Genomic DNA, 18,614 nt, shown 5'->3' with positions numbered 1-18,614 from the left:
TTTTCCCGAAAACATTTTTCAATAAATGAAAATAAAAATCTTTTTATATAGAAACCTTTAAATTTCCATGTGTAACAATAATTGTATTGTCATATTCACTTTCAAATACCTCTTCCACAACCTCAACTATTCTCTCCATAGCTTCTTGACTAGATTCTCCACCTTCATATTTCAGTTCCATATCATCGAATGTATTACTTAGCTTTTCAGGCCAATCGGAAAGATTTTTGCTACTTAAAACACGTTCAGTTAATTTATCGTTCGTCTCAACCTTTATATTATAAGCTTCTGCAAATGGTTGTATGGTATCAATTGCACGTTTAAATGGACTTGAAATAATACGTTCTATATTCTTTTGAGAAAAATTATTAGATAGATTCAAAGCTTGATTCCATCCTCTTTCTGTAAGAGGTGCTTCAGGCGGCTGACCTTCGGCTTCACAATGCCTAATGACGTAAATTTTTTTCAAATTCATCACTCCTAATATTAGTTATGAGGAATGCGGAATAATAATTTTTTATTTTTTAACAGGCATAAAAGAAGCTGGATCAATATCTTCACCTTCAATAACAATAGCAGTTAACCCTTTATCTGACTTCGTTTTATGCCATTCTCCTTTCCTCCAAAAGATGCACAAATCAAATCATTAATTGTGCCTCTTTTAATAATTAGTTCTCTATCTCGTTTCCAAACCTTTTTGCATTTCTAGCACGAGCACGCTCAGCTTCTACTTCACGATTTCGTGGTTCTGCACTGGTTTCCAGTGTGGTCAATAGTTCTATAGACACCAATGCAATCTCATTAACAGCACGATTAAATGCCTCCTCGTTCAGCTTTGAGGGCTTATTATAGCCAGATATTTTTCTTACGTACTGTAGGGATGCTGCAAGAATTTCTTCATCAGTAGCTGGTGGGTTAAAATTAAATAGAGTTCGAATGTTGCGGCACATATTAGGTTCTCCTTTTGCTTACATTTTATTGTATTATTTTCTACTAGATTACATAGTATCGTTACAATGCTACTCCAATTAATATATGGATAAGCATACAAATTATCAATATCTACCTTTTTGTACGTGTTTAGTTGAATATCAATCTATTCCATGTGTTCCATTTGAATTAATGCCATTTTGATTGATTACTTCTCCTAGCTTTTCATCCTGTATATGTTCATCAGGTGGAGTCATACCAGACCTTTTATCAAAATAAATGGCAATTCCACCTAGAATAACAACAGGTATTAATAAATACAGCCAAATCATAACAAACTCTCCTTTCACTTCTCACTTAATCCTAGAATATTCCAATATTGTCTTAATAATTAATTATAGATTAAATTCAATTGATCAATATTCTTATTTTATTATCATCATCAATTTTCATTAATCTCCGCCTCCACCTCCACCACAGCTGGAGCAGGAACTACCCGAAGAACACGAACTGGCCGAACTACAAGAAGAACTGGATGATCCACAACTTGTACAACTCGATGTACTTTTGCTGCTAATTTTCATATAGCTTGAAAATTCATCATAATGAAAATAAGAAACAGATAAGAAAGGCACGAGCATTGTGTTATAGTTTTGCTCCCTTTTGCTTTTTCTCATTTTCTCGTGGATGACACTTTGTTCATAATCTTTTACTTTATTTGCCGTTTTTTTCATCTTTGAGATAACAGAGAGCACAGTAGTCATATATTTTGCATCACTTTTAAAATATAAATCTATAAGTTCAATTTCTGATAAATATTTAAACTCATCGATGATATCTGGATGTACTGGATACCTGAAAAACCCCTGATAAAGATGGATATTCTCTTTTCTTATGAAAAAAAGCTCAGCATACATCCAATCAAAAAATCCCCGCAAATCTGGATCAGGATCTACCTTAACATTTGGACTGTGATGAAGAGTAGTTCCAAGGAATTCTTTTGAAAACTCATCATACTGGCGGGTAAACATGAGCATCTGATGCCATAGGTCATCGACTTTATCACTAAACATTGGTGCCTCTTTTAATAATGACGTAAAAATAAAATAACGTTTTAAGTCCTGTAGACGCCACGGATACTCATTTTCCTTTAGCTTATTCTCTCTCCGTACCCTTTCTTCTACGTTTTCCATATAGCTTTTACTAAGCGACTTTTCCAGCACATCACTTACCTTTTTTAATCCTTTAACTGGTTTTAACTCCAATGTTGTTGGAGATAGACCAAATTTAAATGAGAGTTTTTGGCGTAAAAATAAAATTAACCAAATAACACCTGCTATTAAAAAGATGAGTAACAATTCCATCTAAATCCCCCATTCCTTTAAGATATTTATAATTTTGCTGATACGTCTAGAACATCAATCATCCTTTCTTTATTACTATTACGAAATACTTTTTGAAAAGTTCCGAATTTTACCATTATTATAAGTTTATACTGTATAAATTGATATGTCTTTATTTATTATCATAGGCATAGTTGTATAGTTTCAACTTCTCTATTTACTTATTAATTTAACAAATATTAGGAATAAATATGAAACTTTATATAATGTGTAAACGTACGTAGAGACATAACATAATTAACCAAGATTTTGGAGGAACTTTATCGTGATGGAATTGCTTCAACAAACAGATGGTATTTGGCAATATGTAGTATTATTTTTATTGGCTGCAGCACCTATTTTAGATGTTTTTATTGTCGTACCGCTTGGAGTAGGATTGGGTTTGAACCCTATAGCTGTAGGTATTATTGGCTTTGCAGGAAACTTTCTCATGGTTCTTATTTTAGGTCTCTTTTTTAGACAGTTTTCTAGGTGGAGAGAGAAAAGAAGACAAAAGAAGGGGATAACGGAACCAACAAAAAGAGAAACAAGAGCACGGAGAATCTGGGAGCGATACGGATTACCAGGTCTTGCAATAGTAGCACCAGGTATTGTAGGAACTGACTTAGCCGCAATATTAGCACTCACATTTGGTTCTTCACGGGTCCGTGTAATTGTGTGGATGGCCATAAGTCTTGCCATCTGGACAATTGCTTTGACAATCGGTTCTGTATATGGGTTTGATTATATGAAAGCAATATAAATAAAAGAGACTGTTGAGAAGTTTTTCAGCAGTCTCTTTTAACACTCACATTGCTAAAGATTGTTTACTACAATGCTCCGAGGAATTAAATTTTTTTTCATCGAAACAACTTTAATACTAACACCATTTGGCTTATATACAACTTCTTCATTGTATATCTCATAACCTAAGGAATTATATAAATAAATGTTCTTTTGTACATTCATACGGACTTTACATAGAATAGTAGATACATTAACTTTATGTGCGTAATCCTCTAAAGATTTTAATAGCCTTTTTGCGATGCCTTTGCCCCGCATTTCTGGGATTATTGAGAGTCGAAAGAAATATACCCCTTCTTCATTTACTAGAAATCTCACCATACCGACTGGGATATTCTCTTCAAAAGCGATTAATGCTTTTTCTCCTTTTACTAATGATTCTGAAACAGACTGAACAGTTTCATTTAATGCACTAGAGGGTGGGGTTTCATTTTTATATTCCATAAATGCTCTAATCATTAGATCATGTATTACTTCTGCATCTATACTTGTTGCAGAGATTATGTTCATTTTCATGCTCCTTTTCTAAAACTGAATATATATAACTTTATGATATCTGTCATCTTCTCGATACCCATCCCCCTTAGCAGCTTAGCTTCTTTATTTAATAGTTCTTTGTTTATTGAAGAATTCCTTTATGGTTATGATGTTTAATCCTTTTCAAATTGACATCTCCATTCCAAAACCATTCTGCACCCTTTTTTGATATAGTTTAAAAAATCCAGTACATACAAACTTTACTTATCATAATAGTCTTTGAACAATCTTTTCCTCATAAGAAAAAATCCTGTAAAAATGGATACAGGATTTTTCATTATATAAATATAAATAGGAAATATTTTAATATATCTTATAGCTGCTGTTCCTTCACTTTTTTATACCCAAATTCCGGTATATCCTTCCATCGTTTTCGCAATTCATGTGCGACAGCTTTCGGCTTACGATCGCGTGTGAAGATACCTTTCTTGTTCCCCTGTACGCGCATAATTCCTTGGCTTGTTGCGAAATCAGCAAAGTTCCATACTTGCTCACCGATGAACTCATCATACTCATCAAAGATTTCATGATTGACACGATAATATTCAACCTGAAACTCTTCTGTGAACATGACAGGATCTACATCATGCAAACCTGCTACAGTGTCTGCGCCATACTCAGTGAACATAATCGGTTTGCCCGGACAACGTTTTCTCCACCCGTCAAATTCTTTGCGAATATTTTGACGAACCATCTCCCAATCCCCGCTATCTACATACCAGCCATAGTAGCGGTTTAGAGCTAGTACATCAACGATCTCAGCAATTTTGTCTGTTTCCGGGTTAGACCATTGATGTGTGACAATTGTAACTGGACGCTTTTGTGGATCAAGTTCTTTCGTGAGGTTCACTAAAGGTTCAAAGTATTCCCGTGCCCCTTCTTCTTCTGAAGCAGGTTCGTTTGCCACAGACCACATAACAACACATGGATGGTTTTTATCCCGTTCAACAAGCTCACGTATTACTTGCTCATGGGCTTCTCTTGTACCAATATATTCCCATGTATTTCTCTTTTCTCTTTCACCGAACAATGTGGCGGCAAAGTTTAAATGAACACCAACGGCAGGAGTTTCATCAATAACGACAAAACCTTCCCGGTCTGCTGCACGCATCATTTCTTCTGAATACGGATAATGAGCAGTACGGAACGAATTGGCGCCAATCCATTTCATCAAGTTAAAATCGAGCATGTTTGCAGCTTCATTAAAGCCTCGTCCATGTATATGTGTATCCTCATGTTTACCAAACCCTTTAAAGTAAAAAGGCTTTTCATTTATAAGAAATTGGCCATCTCTAACCGAAACTGTACGTACTCCAAATGGCTGTACGTACATATCTACTGCCTCACCATTTTTTAAAAGTTCCACACGTAATGTATATAAATAGGCATTTAGAGGTTCCCATAGTTTTACATTTGGTATTTTTACAAATCCTTCTAGATCAACTGCTTCAGCAACAGTATAACCATCTTCATCTACGACTTTTACAATTGCTTCAGCTTCTCCCTCAGCGACTATGTTGTACTGAATGGTACCATCCAATTCTGTTACAACTGTTATATCTTTCACATATGTTTTCGGAGTGGTATAAATTTTTACCGGACGGTGAATGCCTGCGTAGTTGAAGAAGTCAAAGTTTGGATTGTTTTTCGCCTTCTTACCGATTCCGTCAACTTCTACTTCTGAATAAAAGCCAACCGGCAGGGTTGATTCATCAACAATGTTGTTCACTGCAACTGTCAGACGATTTTGTCCTTTTTGCAAATAGTTGTTAATTTCTGCTTCAAACGGAGTGAAACCTCCTGTATGTTCAACAACAAGTTCTCCATTCACAAATACTTTAGCTTTATGTGTTGCAGAACCAAAGCGGAGGACAATTCGTTCAGAAGTTAAAATAACTGGAACAGTAAAATCTCTTTCGTACCAAACCCAACCGACATGATGACGAATCTCTGCTGTAAGACCTACATCATTATAGGATGATGGAACAGACATACTCATTGCATTAGTCAATGGTTTCGAAAACCACTTTTCGTCAAATCCATAACCATAGTCAAGCTTAAATTTCCAAATGCCATTTAAGTCAATGACTGTACGTGTATCTGTTAGAACTGGGTATAACATATGATTGCACCTCTTTTTTGTAAGTGTTTACAACCATTATTATAAGGCGTATAATGGAATCAAAAAATAATAATTATTGCATTTATTGAACTATTTTGATCAGGAGATGAAAAATTTGAGAGATACTTTTCAATTATCTTCGTCCATCATGACCTTTTTTCAACTAACTCATATGAATGTACATGCATTCGAAGGTGCTGGTACAATGCTGACACTTCATGCGCCACACTTGATCCCTGAAAGACTGAACCAAGAAGCTTTCCCTATACTTATTCAGGCGGTTCATCAACAGCCTTCTTTATGTCACTTTTGGCATTACGATCAAATTGTGTATATGGCAGCTGCATATGATGAAGACAAAGTGATTATTGCAGGACCATTCTTAACGCAACTTCCTCATGAGAAAGTCGGCTCAATAGATGAACAAACACTTCGTAACCTGCCAATTTTAAATCAGGCTACCCAACAAAGTACCGCACGGTTGCTCATGCATCTTAATAAAATGGATGCCGTCACAATTTCTTCTATTGAAGCAACCGAGTCCCTATCTTCCAAATCAATAGCAAGTGAAGAGGAAGCTAACACAGCGATCATAAATTTACGTTATAAGATTAGCAATGACATGATGCATGCAATTGAAGCCGGTGACAGCGAGACAATAAAGACAATTAACAAAAAAACAGGTAATTTATTTGATTTTTCATCACGCTTTCCCAATAAACCACTTCGGGCAGTTAAGAATAGTTTAATTATTTTAAATACGATGTTCCGGTTGGCAGCAGAACGTGGAGGTGTTCCACCAATACTATTGCATCGTCTTTCCGAAAAATTTGCAATCTCCATTGAGAAAATTAACAGTCTTCATTCTTTGAACCAGCTTCAGGAGACAATGGGGATTGAATATTGCCAGCTAGTTCATACCAATCAAATTAGCGGCTATTCAATGCTAATCAAAGAAGCTGTTCGTTATTTGTATTCACATTTTACAGAACCTTTTGATGCAGTCGCAATTGCTGATGAACTGAGTGTTCATCCCTCCCACCTTGCACGGCAATTCAAAAAAGAGACCGGCTTCACAATGGGACAGTTTGTCCATCGGCTCCGTATTCAGAAAGCAAAGAGACTCTTAAAAAAAGATCTTGCTTCCATTGAACAGATCACCGGTGAATGCGGTTTTGAAGATGCTGCTTATTTTATTCGCGTTTTTAAAAAGTTTACCGGCATGCCCCCTGGCAAATGGCGATCACAAGAAAGTGACTGAAAAGAAAAGAAGAGGTGCCTCTATGTCGTGTACACCGACTTCAAAGCACCTCTATACATTATATTTGTTCTTTTCGTTTTTCAGCCAGATCAACGGCCAATTGATTTGTTTTTTGTTTATTTAGAGGATATAAGAAAATAAGAATAAGGAATATCCCCCCATAAATGATAGCTGGAACGATTGTAGCGAGCGAGTGAATACCATTTAGTGCTTCTTCTGTCTGGGCAGCACGAGCTGCATCGTAACCAACTGCCGAAACGGCAAATCCACCAACACCGCCTGCAATTGCCTGCCCGATTTTTCGTGCCATAGAATAAATAGAGTAAACGGTTGCATCCTCTCTTAAACCGGTTACATATTCATGATAATCAATTACGTCTGTCACAAACGCCCAAATAACAAGATTAAAAAAGGCAAACCCAAACATACCGACTGCCGAAATAGCTACAAACTGGATCGCTGAAATATCTTTAAGGAAGTACAAGATAACGTATACAACAGCAGCAAGTGCCATGCCGATTGCTGCTATTTCTTTTTTGCCGAACTTCTTCACTAACGGTTTTACAAGCGGAATGGCGATAAATACTGCTGCTGTTTGAACTAGTCCAATCATACTTAAAGCAGATGTATTGCTGAAATAATCCTTAAATAAATATATATTTACCGCACTAATCAGCATCGTGTTTACCATGAAAATAAGGGAAGCAATTAAGATCCAGATAAGAGGCTTATTTTTCAGCAACCCCTTCATCGTTACTTTCATGTTGCCTTTATAATGATTCGATTTCGATGCAACAAGACGCTCTGTTGTCAGCTTGTAGCATGCAAAGTAACAAGATAAAGCAAGTATGCCGAATAGAACGGCTACCATAAGCATACGATCTGCTTGAATCTCGTTATCCACGAATACAACTAGAGGACCTAGCACATTAATAATCAATGCCGCCAACATTGCGCCCATGGTTCTCCAAGTTGAAAGGGCAGTCCGTTCTACAGGATTGTCTGTCATAACCGATGCCATGGATCCATATGGAATGTTCACTGTACTGTAAAGTGTACCCCACACAATATATGTGACAAATGCCCATGCCAGATAAAAACCGTCAGACATTCCGGGCAATTGAACGAACATGAGCACACCTGTTAATACAAGAGGAAATGACATCCGTAAAATCCACGGTCTGAATTTACCTTGGGCAGTTGGTTTTCTTGTATCAATAAAACGTCCCCAGGCAAAATCTGCAACTGCATCCCATAAGCGAGCTACAAGAAATAACATCCCAACTAACGCAGCGCTAATATGAAAAATGTCTGTATAATAAACCATTAAAAAAGCACTGACGAGCATAAAAAAGAAATCATTTCCAAGATCACCAAACAAATAGCCAATTTTGTCCTTCAATCCAAAAGGAGCGCTTTCTTTTTTTTCCTCATCGGGTATCGTAGTGTATTCCTGTTTTGCTTCTTCCATTAAAAATTCCCCCAAATCTTTCATTTCCATTTTGTTTGAAAGTGTTTACATTTTCTAATTATAGATAATTTACGAGAGAGGAAAAGTATGATTCTTGCATTTTTTGTATATATTTAGCGTTAATAATAAAACTCATCAAGGAAAATCGTCCAATAAGAAAAGATTAAACTGTAATCAAATTCGTTTTCAACTTTCAGAGTTCATCCTTTTTAAGAGAAAAAAATAGAAAAAACACATTTCTTATGAAATGTGCCTGTTTTTAAAAATTGCTATATTCATTGACTTTTTCCGTCAAATGCGAAAAAATTGTAAATAAAAACCATTTGTGTATCTTTTAATTGATAAAGAGTGAAGAAAACATACGGAAACTAGAAATACGTATGCTTTTTCGAAGCCAGTAAGAAAAACCTTTTCTCAAAAACAAAAAAAAGGTAGAAATGACCTCAAACGTGATAAAAATTGTAAATAAAAGCCATTTGTGTATCTTTAATAGGTGAAAGAGTGAAAAAAACATACGGAAACTAGAAATACGTATGCTTTTTCAAAGCTAGTAAGAAAAAGCCATTTGCAATAACCAAAAAACGGTAGAAATGACCTCAAATGTGATAAAAATTGTAAATAAAAGCCATTTGTGTATCTCTAATAGATGAAAGAGTGAAAAAAACATACGGAAACTAGAAATACGTATGCTTTCTCGAAGCCATTAAGAAAAAACCATTCGTAAAAACCAAAAAAAGGGTGAAATGACCTCAAATGCAAAAAAATTGTAAATAAAAACCATTTGTGTATCTTTAATAGGTGAAAGAGTGAAAAAACATACGGAAACTAGAAATACGTATGCTTTCTCGAAGCCAGTAAGTAAAAACCATTCGTAAAAACCCAAAAAGGTAGAAATGAACTGAATTAATATTAATCTATTTATAATAATCTTTTAAATCATTTTCAAAATCGACCAATTCTTTCCTGGTAACTTGTTCAAGAGCTTGATAGAAATCATTTTTTTCCTTTGTTCGTTCCATCACATCATGGATTGTATTCTCTCCATACACTTCTAATAAATAGTTAATGGCAAAATATGACTGTAAGTATGGGTTCACATCTTCTGTTAACCTTGCATCTTGCCATTGATTATAACTGCTTAATTCCTTGAGGGTAAGCCATTTAAAATTGAAAGGCTCATATTTTACTGTCGTTTTATCACTTCCAACATATTCTGCTATACCTTCTATAAACCAATGAGGAAATATTGTATTATTTACACCTATCTCATCTAATTTTCTATTTGTTGCATAATGGGTGTACTCGTGCAAAATAGATTTCTGAAAAAAATACGATTCTGTTTTTTGTTCTTCTACAATTTTCTGAATATCTTCATCAAAAACATGAATACCTATTAATTTGTCAAAATCAGAATATACTCCTGAAACATTTTTAAGACCTGTAAACTCCTTCATATCTTCCGATTTCAAAAAAATGAGATCTACAGGTTTCATATTATAACTTCCTAGCAATCTCATCGTTTTATCGTCAGCCCTCGTCAAAATCTGAATCGTTTTAGGTAATAGATCTTCTACTTGATCATTATAATGAATCGTAACATTGTTCACTTTTTTCTTCATTGCACTGTTCTTGAGATCTTTTTCCAGGCTACTATCAAAGTTTTGTGTCGTTACTGCTTTAACCGTTTCAAAGAATGTAAGGTTTGCCCCTGTTCTCCCTTTTAACTCTTTTTGGAAAGATTTGAAAATGAAAAAAGTAATACAAATAGTAAGGAGTATAAAGATATATATCACAAATCTAATCCACCTACTTTTACTCATTTTCTTACACCCCATTCATTTTTTAACACCAATCCATTCTAAGAAGATTACTTTAATTCGTACCGAATCATTGTCCAAAATCCTATGTCGGTGAATCCTAATCGTTTATAGATTTTTCCTGCTGCAGGATTATCATAAAATAAACAAAGTGATTTCCCCTCTGCTAATAATTCACTGCAAAGCTTTTCCATGCATATCGTTGCATAGCCTTTCCGTTCAAAGCCGGGTCTTGTCCCAACACCAACGATCATAGCTGATTGAGAATTTTCAGCCGTGGAAGATGCAGATGAAACCATTACCCCTTGTTCATTTCTGACAACATATGTTCTTCCTGTTTTATATTTTTCAGCAAGTTCTCTCGCTTCGACACTAAAATTCCCAGTTGAAAATTCAGGAATTGAACTCAACATCTCTACATTTTCAGCATACTCTGACGGCTGTAAATAGTTTGCACACTGTACTCTTGATTTAGATATCTCATAACTTAAACCTGTACATTTTGCATAATAAGTTCCACTATGTTTTCTTACATCCCTATTTATTAATTTTTGTAAAGGCTCTACTACATGCTTTAATCCACTTATTTCAATTTGAGCAGGATTACTGTTAATGATATCTGCAAAACCCTTTACGTCATAAGATTGCTCGCTATATGGGATATAATTTCGGTCGTACCGTAATAAAACAGCTATCAATTTCTCGTTATGAAATTGACCCCATATCTCTTGAATATCAGATTCATAACCAAATGCTTCAATATCACCTATAATAAATAAATTTTCTGCCGGCTTATGGCCAATAAGCGCCATTACTGAATCATTGTCATCTTTATTTAACTTACGAATCATTCTCTCTTCCCCCTCAAAAGAAATGCCTATATTTTAATAAATTTCTATCTTTTATTTTACTAGGAAAATGAAAAAGATGGTATTAAAATCCAATTTTATACGATCTTTTCATATAACCTAATTTATTAAGCGCTTTATGTTAAAACTCTAAGCATTAATCCGAATAAGTTAAGTCAAAAAAGCAGCTGCATAACGCTTTAATTGACTATTTCTCATGTTAAATTGCTTAAAAGAACTCATCTTCCTCAAATCCCATCTTTCTAAGACATTGATTGAGTACCATTTTATCAATTTCATTTATCTCAAAATACTTTTCTTTATAAATCGTTTTAACAGCTAATTTTATTTCTTCCTTACTTAGATTAGTATTGCCTGGGTACTTAATCAAAAGATTTAGTGGCATATCTTTTACATCATCATGTAAAGGTGGTTGAAGATAGTTGATTTCGTTGTACTTAACATAGTTATTCCCGGAAAAGAATCTATTCCTTTTGATATAATCTTGTTTTTCAACTTCTGTATGTACCAATTCTTGTGTTTCTGTTTCTAAGTAAATTGCTTTAATTGATGAGTTGCCTGCTGAAATCGCGTCATTATTTAATAAGTCTTCTATTTTCATTAGTGTTTTTGAACCTATCCCACTACTTCGTGCATGAAGGTTAGTAGCAATATACACAATAAATCCTGAATTTATATTTGCAAAGTAATGTCCTGTTGCAAATGAAACAAGTTGATCTCCTTCAAACCCTAACAAGAAATGATAATAATTTTGTGCATATTGTAAACCTCTTAGAAAAATATCATGCGGTTCTCTCACTTCAATAGGAAAAGCTTTGTCATACAATTCCATAGCCATTTCAAAATAACTTACATTTCCCTCTTTAATTTCTACCCAATTTATCATTATTACAAAGCCACCTTGATTAATTTTCCATTCATTATACCACTTGTTTTTCATTTTGGATGGTCAAAAAGGCAGCTACTTTTGAAGACTTTGCAATGAATATCTTTTACGACTTCAGGAAAAATTATTGCGAACTCTTTGTGAATAATTACATGCTATTCGAGTTAAAATATCTTTGAAAAGATATACAATTTATTGAATTTCTAGATAAGAGGCTTACTTCCAAAAAGGAGAGTATCTATGGATACATTTCTACATAATTTAGACCTGGGAGCAAAAGGTCTTTGGTTTCCCGTTACAATTAGTATTGTATTAGTTTTAACAGCTTTGTTCATTCCTAAGAAAAAGATTTCCTGGATAGAAATGTATACTACTTTTGGTATTGTAGGTCTATTTACTTGGATAACCGATGGCATTATTGCCAGGGGATTCGATCTTATAGATTTAGGTGATCCTAACACAGGAGGAATTGGAGAAATACTCTCTTATACGTTTATACCAACTTCTCTTTCCATATTATTTATAAATTATTTTACTAAAAAAAACAAATGGAAATTAACGATCCTATTTACAATATTATCATTATTGATTGAGACAGGGATGCTATATTTCGGATACATGGAGTACTCTGGATGGAATAGGTTTATTTCTTTCATTGTTTTTATTATTGCTTTTTATTTTTTAGTACCGCTTCATATAAAAATTATTAGAAGATAATAAAAAGTGCTTTTCATTTATGAAATGTGCTTTTTTATCAATGGTATTTTATAAACAAGAACAAGTAATATATTTAATGAAGTATATTGTGTGTTTTTATCCAGTTAAGGATACTGTGTAAATTTTTCAATATTATCAAGCTACATATAAAAAGAATATCTACTCTTTGTAGATATCCCCTTTTCGCTAAAATGACATTGTGAGTTTTTTCCTATTTTGATATTTGACTGAACTGCGTACTTCCCCTTCTATACATAAGCATGTTTAATTACTCAATTCCATCTTTGTAGATTTTATTCCAATTTTTATCTCCTTCATGTTCAATATCCAGTAATGTTTTCTCAAGTTCATTCAAAATTGTCATTTTCATTTGATTTATAGTATCTAAAAAGGTTTTCTCCTCGATTGGATCTGGCTTTACTCTAGCAGTTGCACTTATTCCAACAAATCGTCTATGTTCATCAATTAATTTATCAAAAGCATCAAATATATGTCTTGTTAAAACAGCAATATCCTTATGTTCTTCTGGTAATTGATCTCTAATATTTTCTATTCGATTATACATGTTAAGTCCTCCTAAATTATTCTAAATTTAGAATTCCCCAATGTAATATTTTTATTTCACTCAACGTTTGTTTAATGTTTTTTCATTGCCTTAATAATCAAAAAATTAGGTTGGCTCATTAGCCTTTGATAACCTTCTGGATTTAATGTTTTAAATTCGATTGTAGGTTGAGGTTCAACTATCCTTTCGATGGCAAAAAACTCAAGAGTTTTATTTATTATTTCATTCAAGGGTCTTCGATAGAAAGGGACGTCAATGATCTTTCCCTGTCTTTCCCATTGGTCCACAATTAACTCTTTCGAAAAATATTCATTATTTTTGGAGAATTTTATATCCATAAGTGGATGATGGATTGAAAATAAAAATATACCTCCCGGCTTCAAAATCCTTTGAAACTCACTAAAAGTTCTATCCCAATCTTTTATATAATGAATGACAAGTGAACTGATTATAAATTCAAATGATTCATTTTGAAAAGGCAATTCTTTTTCCAGGTTAATATTAAGAACTTCCACTTTGTTTCCAACACGCCTTTGTGTAGCTGCTACCATTTCTTCACTTATGTCAGTTGCAGTGACTTCAGCACCAAGTTCCAGTAACTTTTCTGTATACCAACCTGCTGCACAACCTGCATCCAATACTTTAATAGTAGTCAAATCTGAAGGAAATAGCTTTACCATTGCAGGTCTTTCATAATGAGAATTCCATGGATTTTTAGTATCGACATTATGTTCATAATCGCTTGCAAGTTGATCGTAAGCTGCCTTTACGCTTATCTCCATATTTATCCCTCTTCTCAATTTAGTATTGGTAACTTTCGTATATATGAAAATAATTTACCTAATAATAAGAGTTTTACAACCTGGTATCCGTCACTTCTCTACTATGACTAGCATACATCCTATTTAGATTCTTTTAACCAAATAATTTTTCCCAGCCATTGTTTCGAATGATACCCTATTATTAGCCATTTTTTTAACAGATATGTTCTTCCCATCTTCAAACACTTCAAAGGATGGTTCTATCACTAAATAAAGTGTCACAGTAGTAGCTCCCATTATATGTATACCATTATGATCAACCTTAACTGAGCCATCCTCTGTTTTCACACCTAAGCGTCCTTCAAATGTTATAGCTTCTGTTGTCACAGGGTCCCCATAAATGATCGGTTTATTTGTATTATAGTAAGAAGGATCTACATGTTCCGGACAGATGCCTCTAAGAATAAGTTGATCTTGATTAGAAGTAGTTTGAAACATTAAAGAGCTCCCTAAACTTGCTGTAAAATGTAAGTAACCCGGTTTGCTTGTATGTAGACGGATAACGATGATTTGGTCTGGATAAGATGAGAACATTTCACGGGTATACTTTACTTCACCAATCTTATATTCAACATGACTAGTAGCTGTCTTTAAATTGAGATTTCGCTCAAATGAATGAACCGCTTGTCCATGATAAAATTGGATATGCAGATCACCTAATGGCATATATGATTGGGTGTATGGACCCAACATCTTCTTTGACATAGATCTGCCTCTTCATACTTCCCTTCGAAGATCAGCTGACGGACCTTAGGCAGCAGTTCCTTTGCATTCGGATTATTACCGTTTCCTGGTGTTCCTGACCATAAGGTATCCTCATTGAATTGCAAATGTTCTTTATCAACCCCTCCAAAAATCATTGCACCGAGACGGCCATTTCCGATCGAAAGCGCTTCATTCCATGATTGAGCAGGCTGATTGTATAGTAACTTCATAATTAATCCACTCCCATAAGAATATTTTTAAATTATAAATATGATACCGTTAACAAAACATTAAACTTTTTTTCCAAAAACGCCAATGAAATTGAGAAAATATTGGAAAAATAATATAGTTTTAGTAACTAAAAATCAGTCTAAGTCCTTGTCGAAATTTTTTTCACATTAGATTTTTTTTGAAATCACTATTATATAAACAGATCGTTCCTAATAAAAAAGAGCCGAAATGTCTGCCAACAATCGGACTCTTAATTGCAGTTTTTTCCCTTCTTGTTCAATTTACTACATTATATCCCGCCATACCTTCTTTTTCGTGTCTGGTATTCTTCCAATGCCTGAATAAATTCTTTCTCAGAGAAATCTGGCCAAAGCACATCAGTAAACCAGAACTCCGTATATGCAAGCTGCCAAAGCAGGAAATTGCTCAATCGTTTTTCTCCTCCGGTACGTATAAGTAGATCAGGATCTTTTAGCCCAGCTGTATTAAGGTATCCTGAAAATACCTGGTCATCTAGATCTTCCAGTGACAATTTCGCATTGTTTATATCCAAGAACATCTGTTTCATGGCATTTAAAATCTCGTGTCTGCTTCCGTAATTAAGCGCAATATTCAGCTGAAGACCGTTATTTTCCCGCGTTCTGTTGATGGCATACTGTACGGCTTCACGAGTATATGCTGGAAGCATATCCATATTACCAATTGCCTCAATTCTAACATTATTAGATATAAGCTCTGGTAGATAAATAGTTAAGAACTCCTTGGGAAGTCTTAATATAAAGTCTATTTCGGGTTTTGGACGTTTCCAGTTTTCCGTGGAAAACGTATATAGTGTCAAAACCTTTACCTTACATTTGACTGCTGCCTTGACAATTTTCACGACTGTAGATACTCCTTCTTTATGACCAGCCGCTCTTGGCATGCCACGCTTTTCGGCCCAACGTCCGTTTCCGTCCATGATTATTGCTATATGGTGCGGTATATTTTCTTCTGGATACTGAAAGGACTCCAGTGAATGTATATGATTTAAAAATGGGATTTTCATTTAAAATTTCCGCCTTTCGAGGATAGTTGTTCTCTCTAATTACCAACAGGGTATAATTTTAGACTGCAGATATAATTTATTTTCCAATGCAGTAACTGCTATCATTTTAAAAGAGCTGACACTTGTTTAAAGATAAACAACTCATTAATTATTGTCATTTTGAAATTAACATATTATTTATTGATTAGCAATAAATTTTTATTAAATATTATTTTATTTTTATTGATAAATGATTTTGAACAAAATAAAAAGCATTTCCTCTTTTGAGAGAAATGCTCTATAAAACTTAGACTATTTAAAACAAAACAAGACACGTTATTAAATCAACCTGTCTTGTTAGTTAAGATGTTTCTTTTCTAACCTAGTACTCTACTCTTTTCAAGTCGCTCTACACGATTTTTTCCATTTGATTTTGATCGATAAAGAGCATGATCAGCATGTTCCAGCAACTGTGGAATGTCATTTTCATTCTTAACATAATCAGTTGCAATACCAACACTTATTGTCACATGATTTGTAACAGGAGAATATTCATGCGGAATTTCAGCTGCATAAATAGCTATTCTTATGTCTTCTGCAAGTTTGTCGATTTCTAAGTCATTCCTGTCAAATACAGCAATTACAAACTCTTCCCCTCCAAACCGGGCAGAAATGCTAAATGAGGAATCTATTACATGATTTTGTATCATTTGTGCAACTGACTTAATTATCTTATCCCCTTCCAAATGTCCATAATTATCATTGAATAATTTAAACGCATCAATATCAATCATGATAATAGAAAGTTTCCGTTTTCCATTGCTGTAAGTCAATGATTCCTGTATATATTGCTGAAAACCTCTTCGATTTGGAATATTGGTTAATTCATCAATAATCGTCATTTCCTTGAGCTGTTCATTTGCTTTTGCCAACTGCTGATTAATCTTTTCATTTTCTTCGATTTTCAATGCTAGATTACTGTTCGTCTCTGTTAGGAGCAGCTTATTAAAAAAATTGGTAGATTGGCTGATATATAACATTCTTGACGCCAACCAACAAAAAAATAAAAAGACAGAAAGATTGATGTAGTGTCCCGTTAATATAGCGTCTGAAGATTGAAAAAAAGGTAAACCAATAAGCAGCACACTAATAGGCAGTATGTACAATAATAGGATTGTCCGGTTTGAAGCGTGAAAAAGAATGGATACACACATAAAGTTAACCGCAAATGCCATAACATGTCCATATTCTTTTTGATCAATCAGTGTAACAACAGATCCCCATACTAAAAAGAAATTAACAAAACTTAATAGTCCGACCTTAAACCTTTTATATTGAGCTTTTGTATAAGAAGTTCTTTTTTCAAAAAGACGTATGTATAAAAGCATGAAAGAACTCATTATTAACAATAAGCAATACAACATTAAATAAGGATTTATTACAATTTCCCCTTGACTCTGAAACATAGATGACAAATTCATCAAAATCAAAATACTTTCAAACAAAATGACAATGCTGGCAAAAAGCTTGCATCTCTGAAGATTTTCATTAAATAAATGCTTTTCAAGTAATTGTTTTTTTTCAAGGGAAACTTTTGGACTAACAAAAGCGAATTTATATTTCATTTTATGCCTCGTATTTGTTTTTTTCTTGTATTATACAAGAAATATGACTTATGGCATACATCTTTTGTTATCTGAAATTCTGAATAATAGTTAGAAACATTACAATTAGTAACATATATTTGTAACTATAAGTGCTATTGTTATTAAAGAGGTTTCTAATATAACTAGGAAACTATTATCTTCAAATAAAAAGAAGACCGACTCATCGATCTTCCTTTAAACCGTTTTAAACTAATCAACAACATGAAGAACCGGTACTTTCATTTTACAACTTATTAAAAAATCTTTTTCCTGTCTCTCTCTTCTTTTAATATTTCTACAGCTTCACGAAAACGTTGTGAATGTATAATTTCACGCTCTCTTAAAAATCTCAGACTGTCGTTTAAATCTGGATCATCTGATATGTCTATTAGCCATTGGTATGTAGCTCTTGCTTTTTCTTCTGCAGCAATATCTTCATAGAGATCGGCAATTGGGTCTCCTTTTGCTTGGATATAGGTTGCTGTGAAAGGAACACCGGCAGCATTATTATAATAAAGCGCACTGTCATGGTTCACATAATGTTCTGTTAATCCAGCTTCTTTCAATTGCTCAGGTGTAGCATCTTTTGTAAGTTTATAAATCATTGTTGCAATCATTTCGAGATGAGCAAATTCTTCAGTGCCGATATCATTTAATAATCCCACAACTTTATCTGGAATTGTATATCGTTGGTTTAAATATCGAAGTGCAGCTGCCAGTTCTCCATCTGCTCCTCCGTATTGTTCCATAAGATATTTGGCAAGAGTCGGGTTACATGTGCTTACTTTAACCGGATATTGTAATTTCTTCTCATAAAACCACATAT

The 18,614-nt window shown here is 33.9% G+C and carries 18 protein-coding genes and 1 pseudogene; 3 read left to right on the top strand and 16 right to left on the bottom strand.

All coding sequences use genetic code 11. The annotated features are described in order from the left end of the window. Window positions 1-43 precede the first annotated feature (43 nt). The 4 genes from HWV59_RS12840 to HWV59_RS12825 all read right to left on the bottom strand — a co-directional run bounded on the left by HWV59_RS12840 (window position 44) and on the right by HWV59_RS12825 (window position 2,294). On the bottom strand, window positions 44-469 hold the full coding sequence (locus HWV59_RS12840) for a histidine phosphatase family protein (RefSeq protein ID WP_175639038.1): 426 nt from the start codon (window positions 467-469) through the stop codon (window positions 44-46). Window positions 470-668: 199 nt separating this feature from the next. Beyond that, complete coding sequence (locus tag HWV59_RS12835) at window positions 669-950, bottom strand: DUF2277 domain-containing protein (RefSeq protein WP_102231496.1); 282 nt, start codon at window positions 948-950, stop codon at window positions 669-671. Window positions 951-1,091: 141 nt separating this feature from the next. Continuing rightward, on the bottom strand, window positions 1,092-1,262 hold the full coding sequence (locus HWV59_RS12830; protein ID WP_175639037.1) for a hypothetical protein: 171 nt from the start codon (window positions 1,260-1,262) through the stop codon (window positions 1,092-1,094). 120 nt (window positions 1,263-1,382) lie between these two features. After that, the gene (locus tag HWV59_RS12825; protein ID WP_175639036.1) at window positions 1,383-2,294 is read right to left on the bottom strand and encodes a glycine-rich domain-containing protein; all 912 of its coding nucleotides are present in this window, start codon (window positions 2,292-2,294) and stop codon (window positions 1,383-1,385) included. Between the two features lie 304 nt (window positions 2,295-2,598). Here HWV59_RS12825 and HWV59_RS12820 point away from each other — a divergent pair, with 304 nt between their 5' ends. After that, the gene (locus tag HWV59_RS12820; RefSeq protein ID WP_407941575.1) at window positions 2,599-3,075 is read left to right on the top strand and encodes a small multi-drug export protein; all 477 of its coding nucleotides are present in this window, start codon (window positions 2,599-2,601) and stop codon (window positions 3,073-3,075) included. A gap of 53 nt (window positions 3,076-3,128) precedes the next feature. Here the strand turns inward: HWV59_RS12820 and HWV59_RS12815 are convergent, their stop codons facing one another. Further along, window positions 3,129-3,626, bottom strand: coding sequence for a GNAT family N-acetyltransferase (locus HWV59_RS12815; RefSeq protein WP_175639035.1), 498 nt, complete (start codon window positions 3,624-3,626; stop codon window positions 3,129-3,131). Between the two features lie 340 nt (window positions 3,627-3,966). After that, complete coding sequence (gene uidA, locus HWV59_RS12810; RefSeq protein ID WP_102231499.1) at window positions 3,967-5,775, bottom strand: beta-glucuronidase; 1,809 nt, start codon at window positions 5,773-5,775, stop codon at window positions 3,967-3,969. 115 nt (window positions 5,776-5,890) lie between these two features. Between uidA and HWV59_RS12805 the strand changes: the two genes are divergently transcribed. After that, entirely contained in the window at window positions 5,891-7,036 is a 1,146-nt protein-coding gene (locus HWV59_RS12805; RefSeq protein WP_175639034.1) for a helix-turn-helix domain-containing protein, read from the top strand. 58 nt (window positions 7,037-7,094) lie between these two features. Here the strand turns inward: HWV59_RS12805 and HWV59_RS12800 are convergent, their stop codons facing one another. The 4 genes from HWV59_RS12800 to HWV59_RS12785 all read right to left on the bottom strand — a co-directional run bounded on the left by HWV59_RS12800 (window position 7,095) and on the right by HWV59_RS12785 (window position 12,079). Continuing rightward, a complete protein-coding gene (locus tag HWV59_RS12800) occupies window positions 7,095-8,507 on the bottom strand; it encodes an MFS transporter (protein WP_175639033.1) in 1,413 nt (470 codons plus the stop codon). A 914-nt stretch (window positions 8,508-9,421) separates the two neighbouring features. Beyond that, window positions 9,422-10,327 (bottom strand): gluzincin family metallopeptidase, encoded by a 906-nt coding sequence (locus tag HWV59_RS12795; RefSeq protein ID WP_175639032.1) that lies wholly within the window; start codon window positions 10,325-10,327, stop codon window positions 9,422-9,424. A gap of 47 nt (window positions 10,328-10,374) precedes the next feature. Then, window positions 10,375-11,175 carry a GNAT family N-acetyltransferase gene (locus tag HWV59_RS12790; protein ID WP_102229918.1) on the bottom strand — a complete coding sequence of 267 codons (801 nt, stop codon included), beginning with the start codon at window positions 11,173-11,175 and terminating at the stop codon, window positions 10,375-10,377. Between the two features lie 226 nt (window positions 11,176-11,401). Continuing rightward, window positions 11,402-12,079, bottom strand: a complete 678-nt coding sequence (locus HWV59_RS12785; protein ID WP_102229917.1) for a GNAT family N-acetyltransferase — start codon at window positions 12,077-12,079, stop codon at window positions 11,402-11,404. Between the two features lie 240 nt (window positions 12,080-12,319). Between HWV59_RS12785 and HWV59_RS12780 the strand changes: the two genes are divergently transcribed. Next, a complete protein-coding gene (locus HWV59_RS12780; protein WP_102229916.1) occupies window positions 12,320-12,796 on the top strand; it encodes a hypothetical protein in 477 nt (158 codons plus the stop codon). Window positions 12,797-13,064: 268 nt separating this feature from the next. Here the strand turns inward: HWV59_RS12780 and HWV59_RS12775 are convergent, their stop codons facing one another. From HWV59_RS12775 to cotJC, 6 genes and pseudogenes are all read right to left on the bottom strand, one after another. After that, entirely contained in the window at window positions 13,065-13,361 is a 297-nt protein-coding gene (locus tag HWV59_RS12775; RefSeq protein ID WP_102229915.1) for a hypothetical protein, read from the bottom strand. Window positions 13,362-13,432: 71 nt separating this feature from the next. Continuing rightward, window positions 13,433-14,143: a class I SAM-dependent methyltransferase gene (locus HWV59_RS12770; RefSeq protein WP_102229914.1), complete on the bottom strand. Its 711-nt coding sequence runs from the start codon at window positions 14,141-14,143 to the stop codon at window positions 13,433-13,435. Between the two features lie 123 nt (window positions 14,144-14,266). Further along, window positions 14,267-15,117 (bottom strand): annotated as a pseudogene (locus HWV59_RS12765) (glycoside hydrolase family 95 protein). Between the two features lie 290 nt (window positions 15,118-15,407). Further along, window positions 15,408-16,163 carry an isoprenyl transferase gene (locus HWV59_RS12755; RefSeq protein ID WP_102229911.1) on the bottom strand — a complete coding sequence of 252 codons (756 nt, stop codon included), beginning with the start codon at window positions 16,161-16,163 and terminating at the stop codon, window positions 15,408-15,410. Window positions 16,164-16,519: 356 nt separating this feature from the next. Next, window positions 16,520-17,767 carry a GGDEF domain-containing protein gene (locus HWV59_RS12750; RefSeq protein ID WP_102229910.1) on the bottom strand — a complete coding sequence of 416 codons (1,248 nt, stop codon included), beginning with the start codon at window positions 17,765-17,767 and terminating at the stop codon, window positions 16,520-16,522. A gap of 275 nt (window positions 17,768-18,042) precedes the next feature. Continuing rightward, entirely contained in the window at window positions 18,043-18,612 is a 570-nt protein-coding gene (cotJC, locus tag HWV59_RS12745) for a spore coat protein CotJC (protein ID WP_102229909.1), read from the bottom strand. Window positions 18,613-18,614 lie beyond the last annotated feature (2 nt).

Origin of the sequence: Metabacillus schmidteae (genome assembly GCF_903166545.1) — a bacterium.
Taxonomy (GTDB): Bacteria; Bacillota; Bacilli; order Bacillales; family Bacillaceae; genus Metabacillus; species Metabacillus schmidteae.
This window is presented reverse-complemented; position numbering and strand designations above follow the sequence as displayed.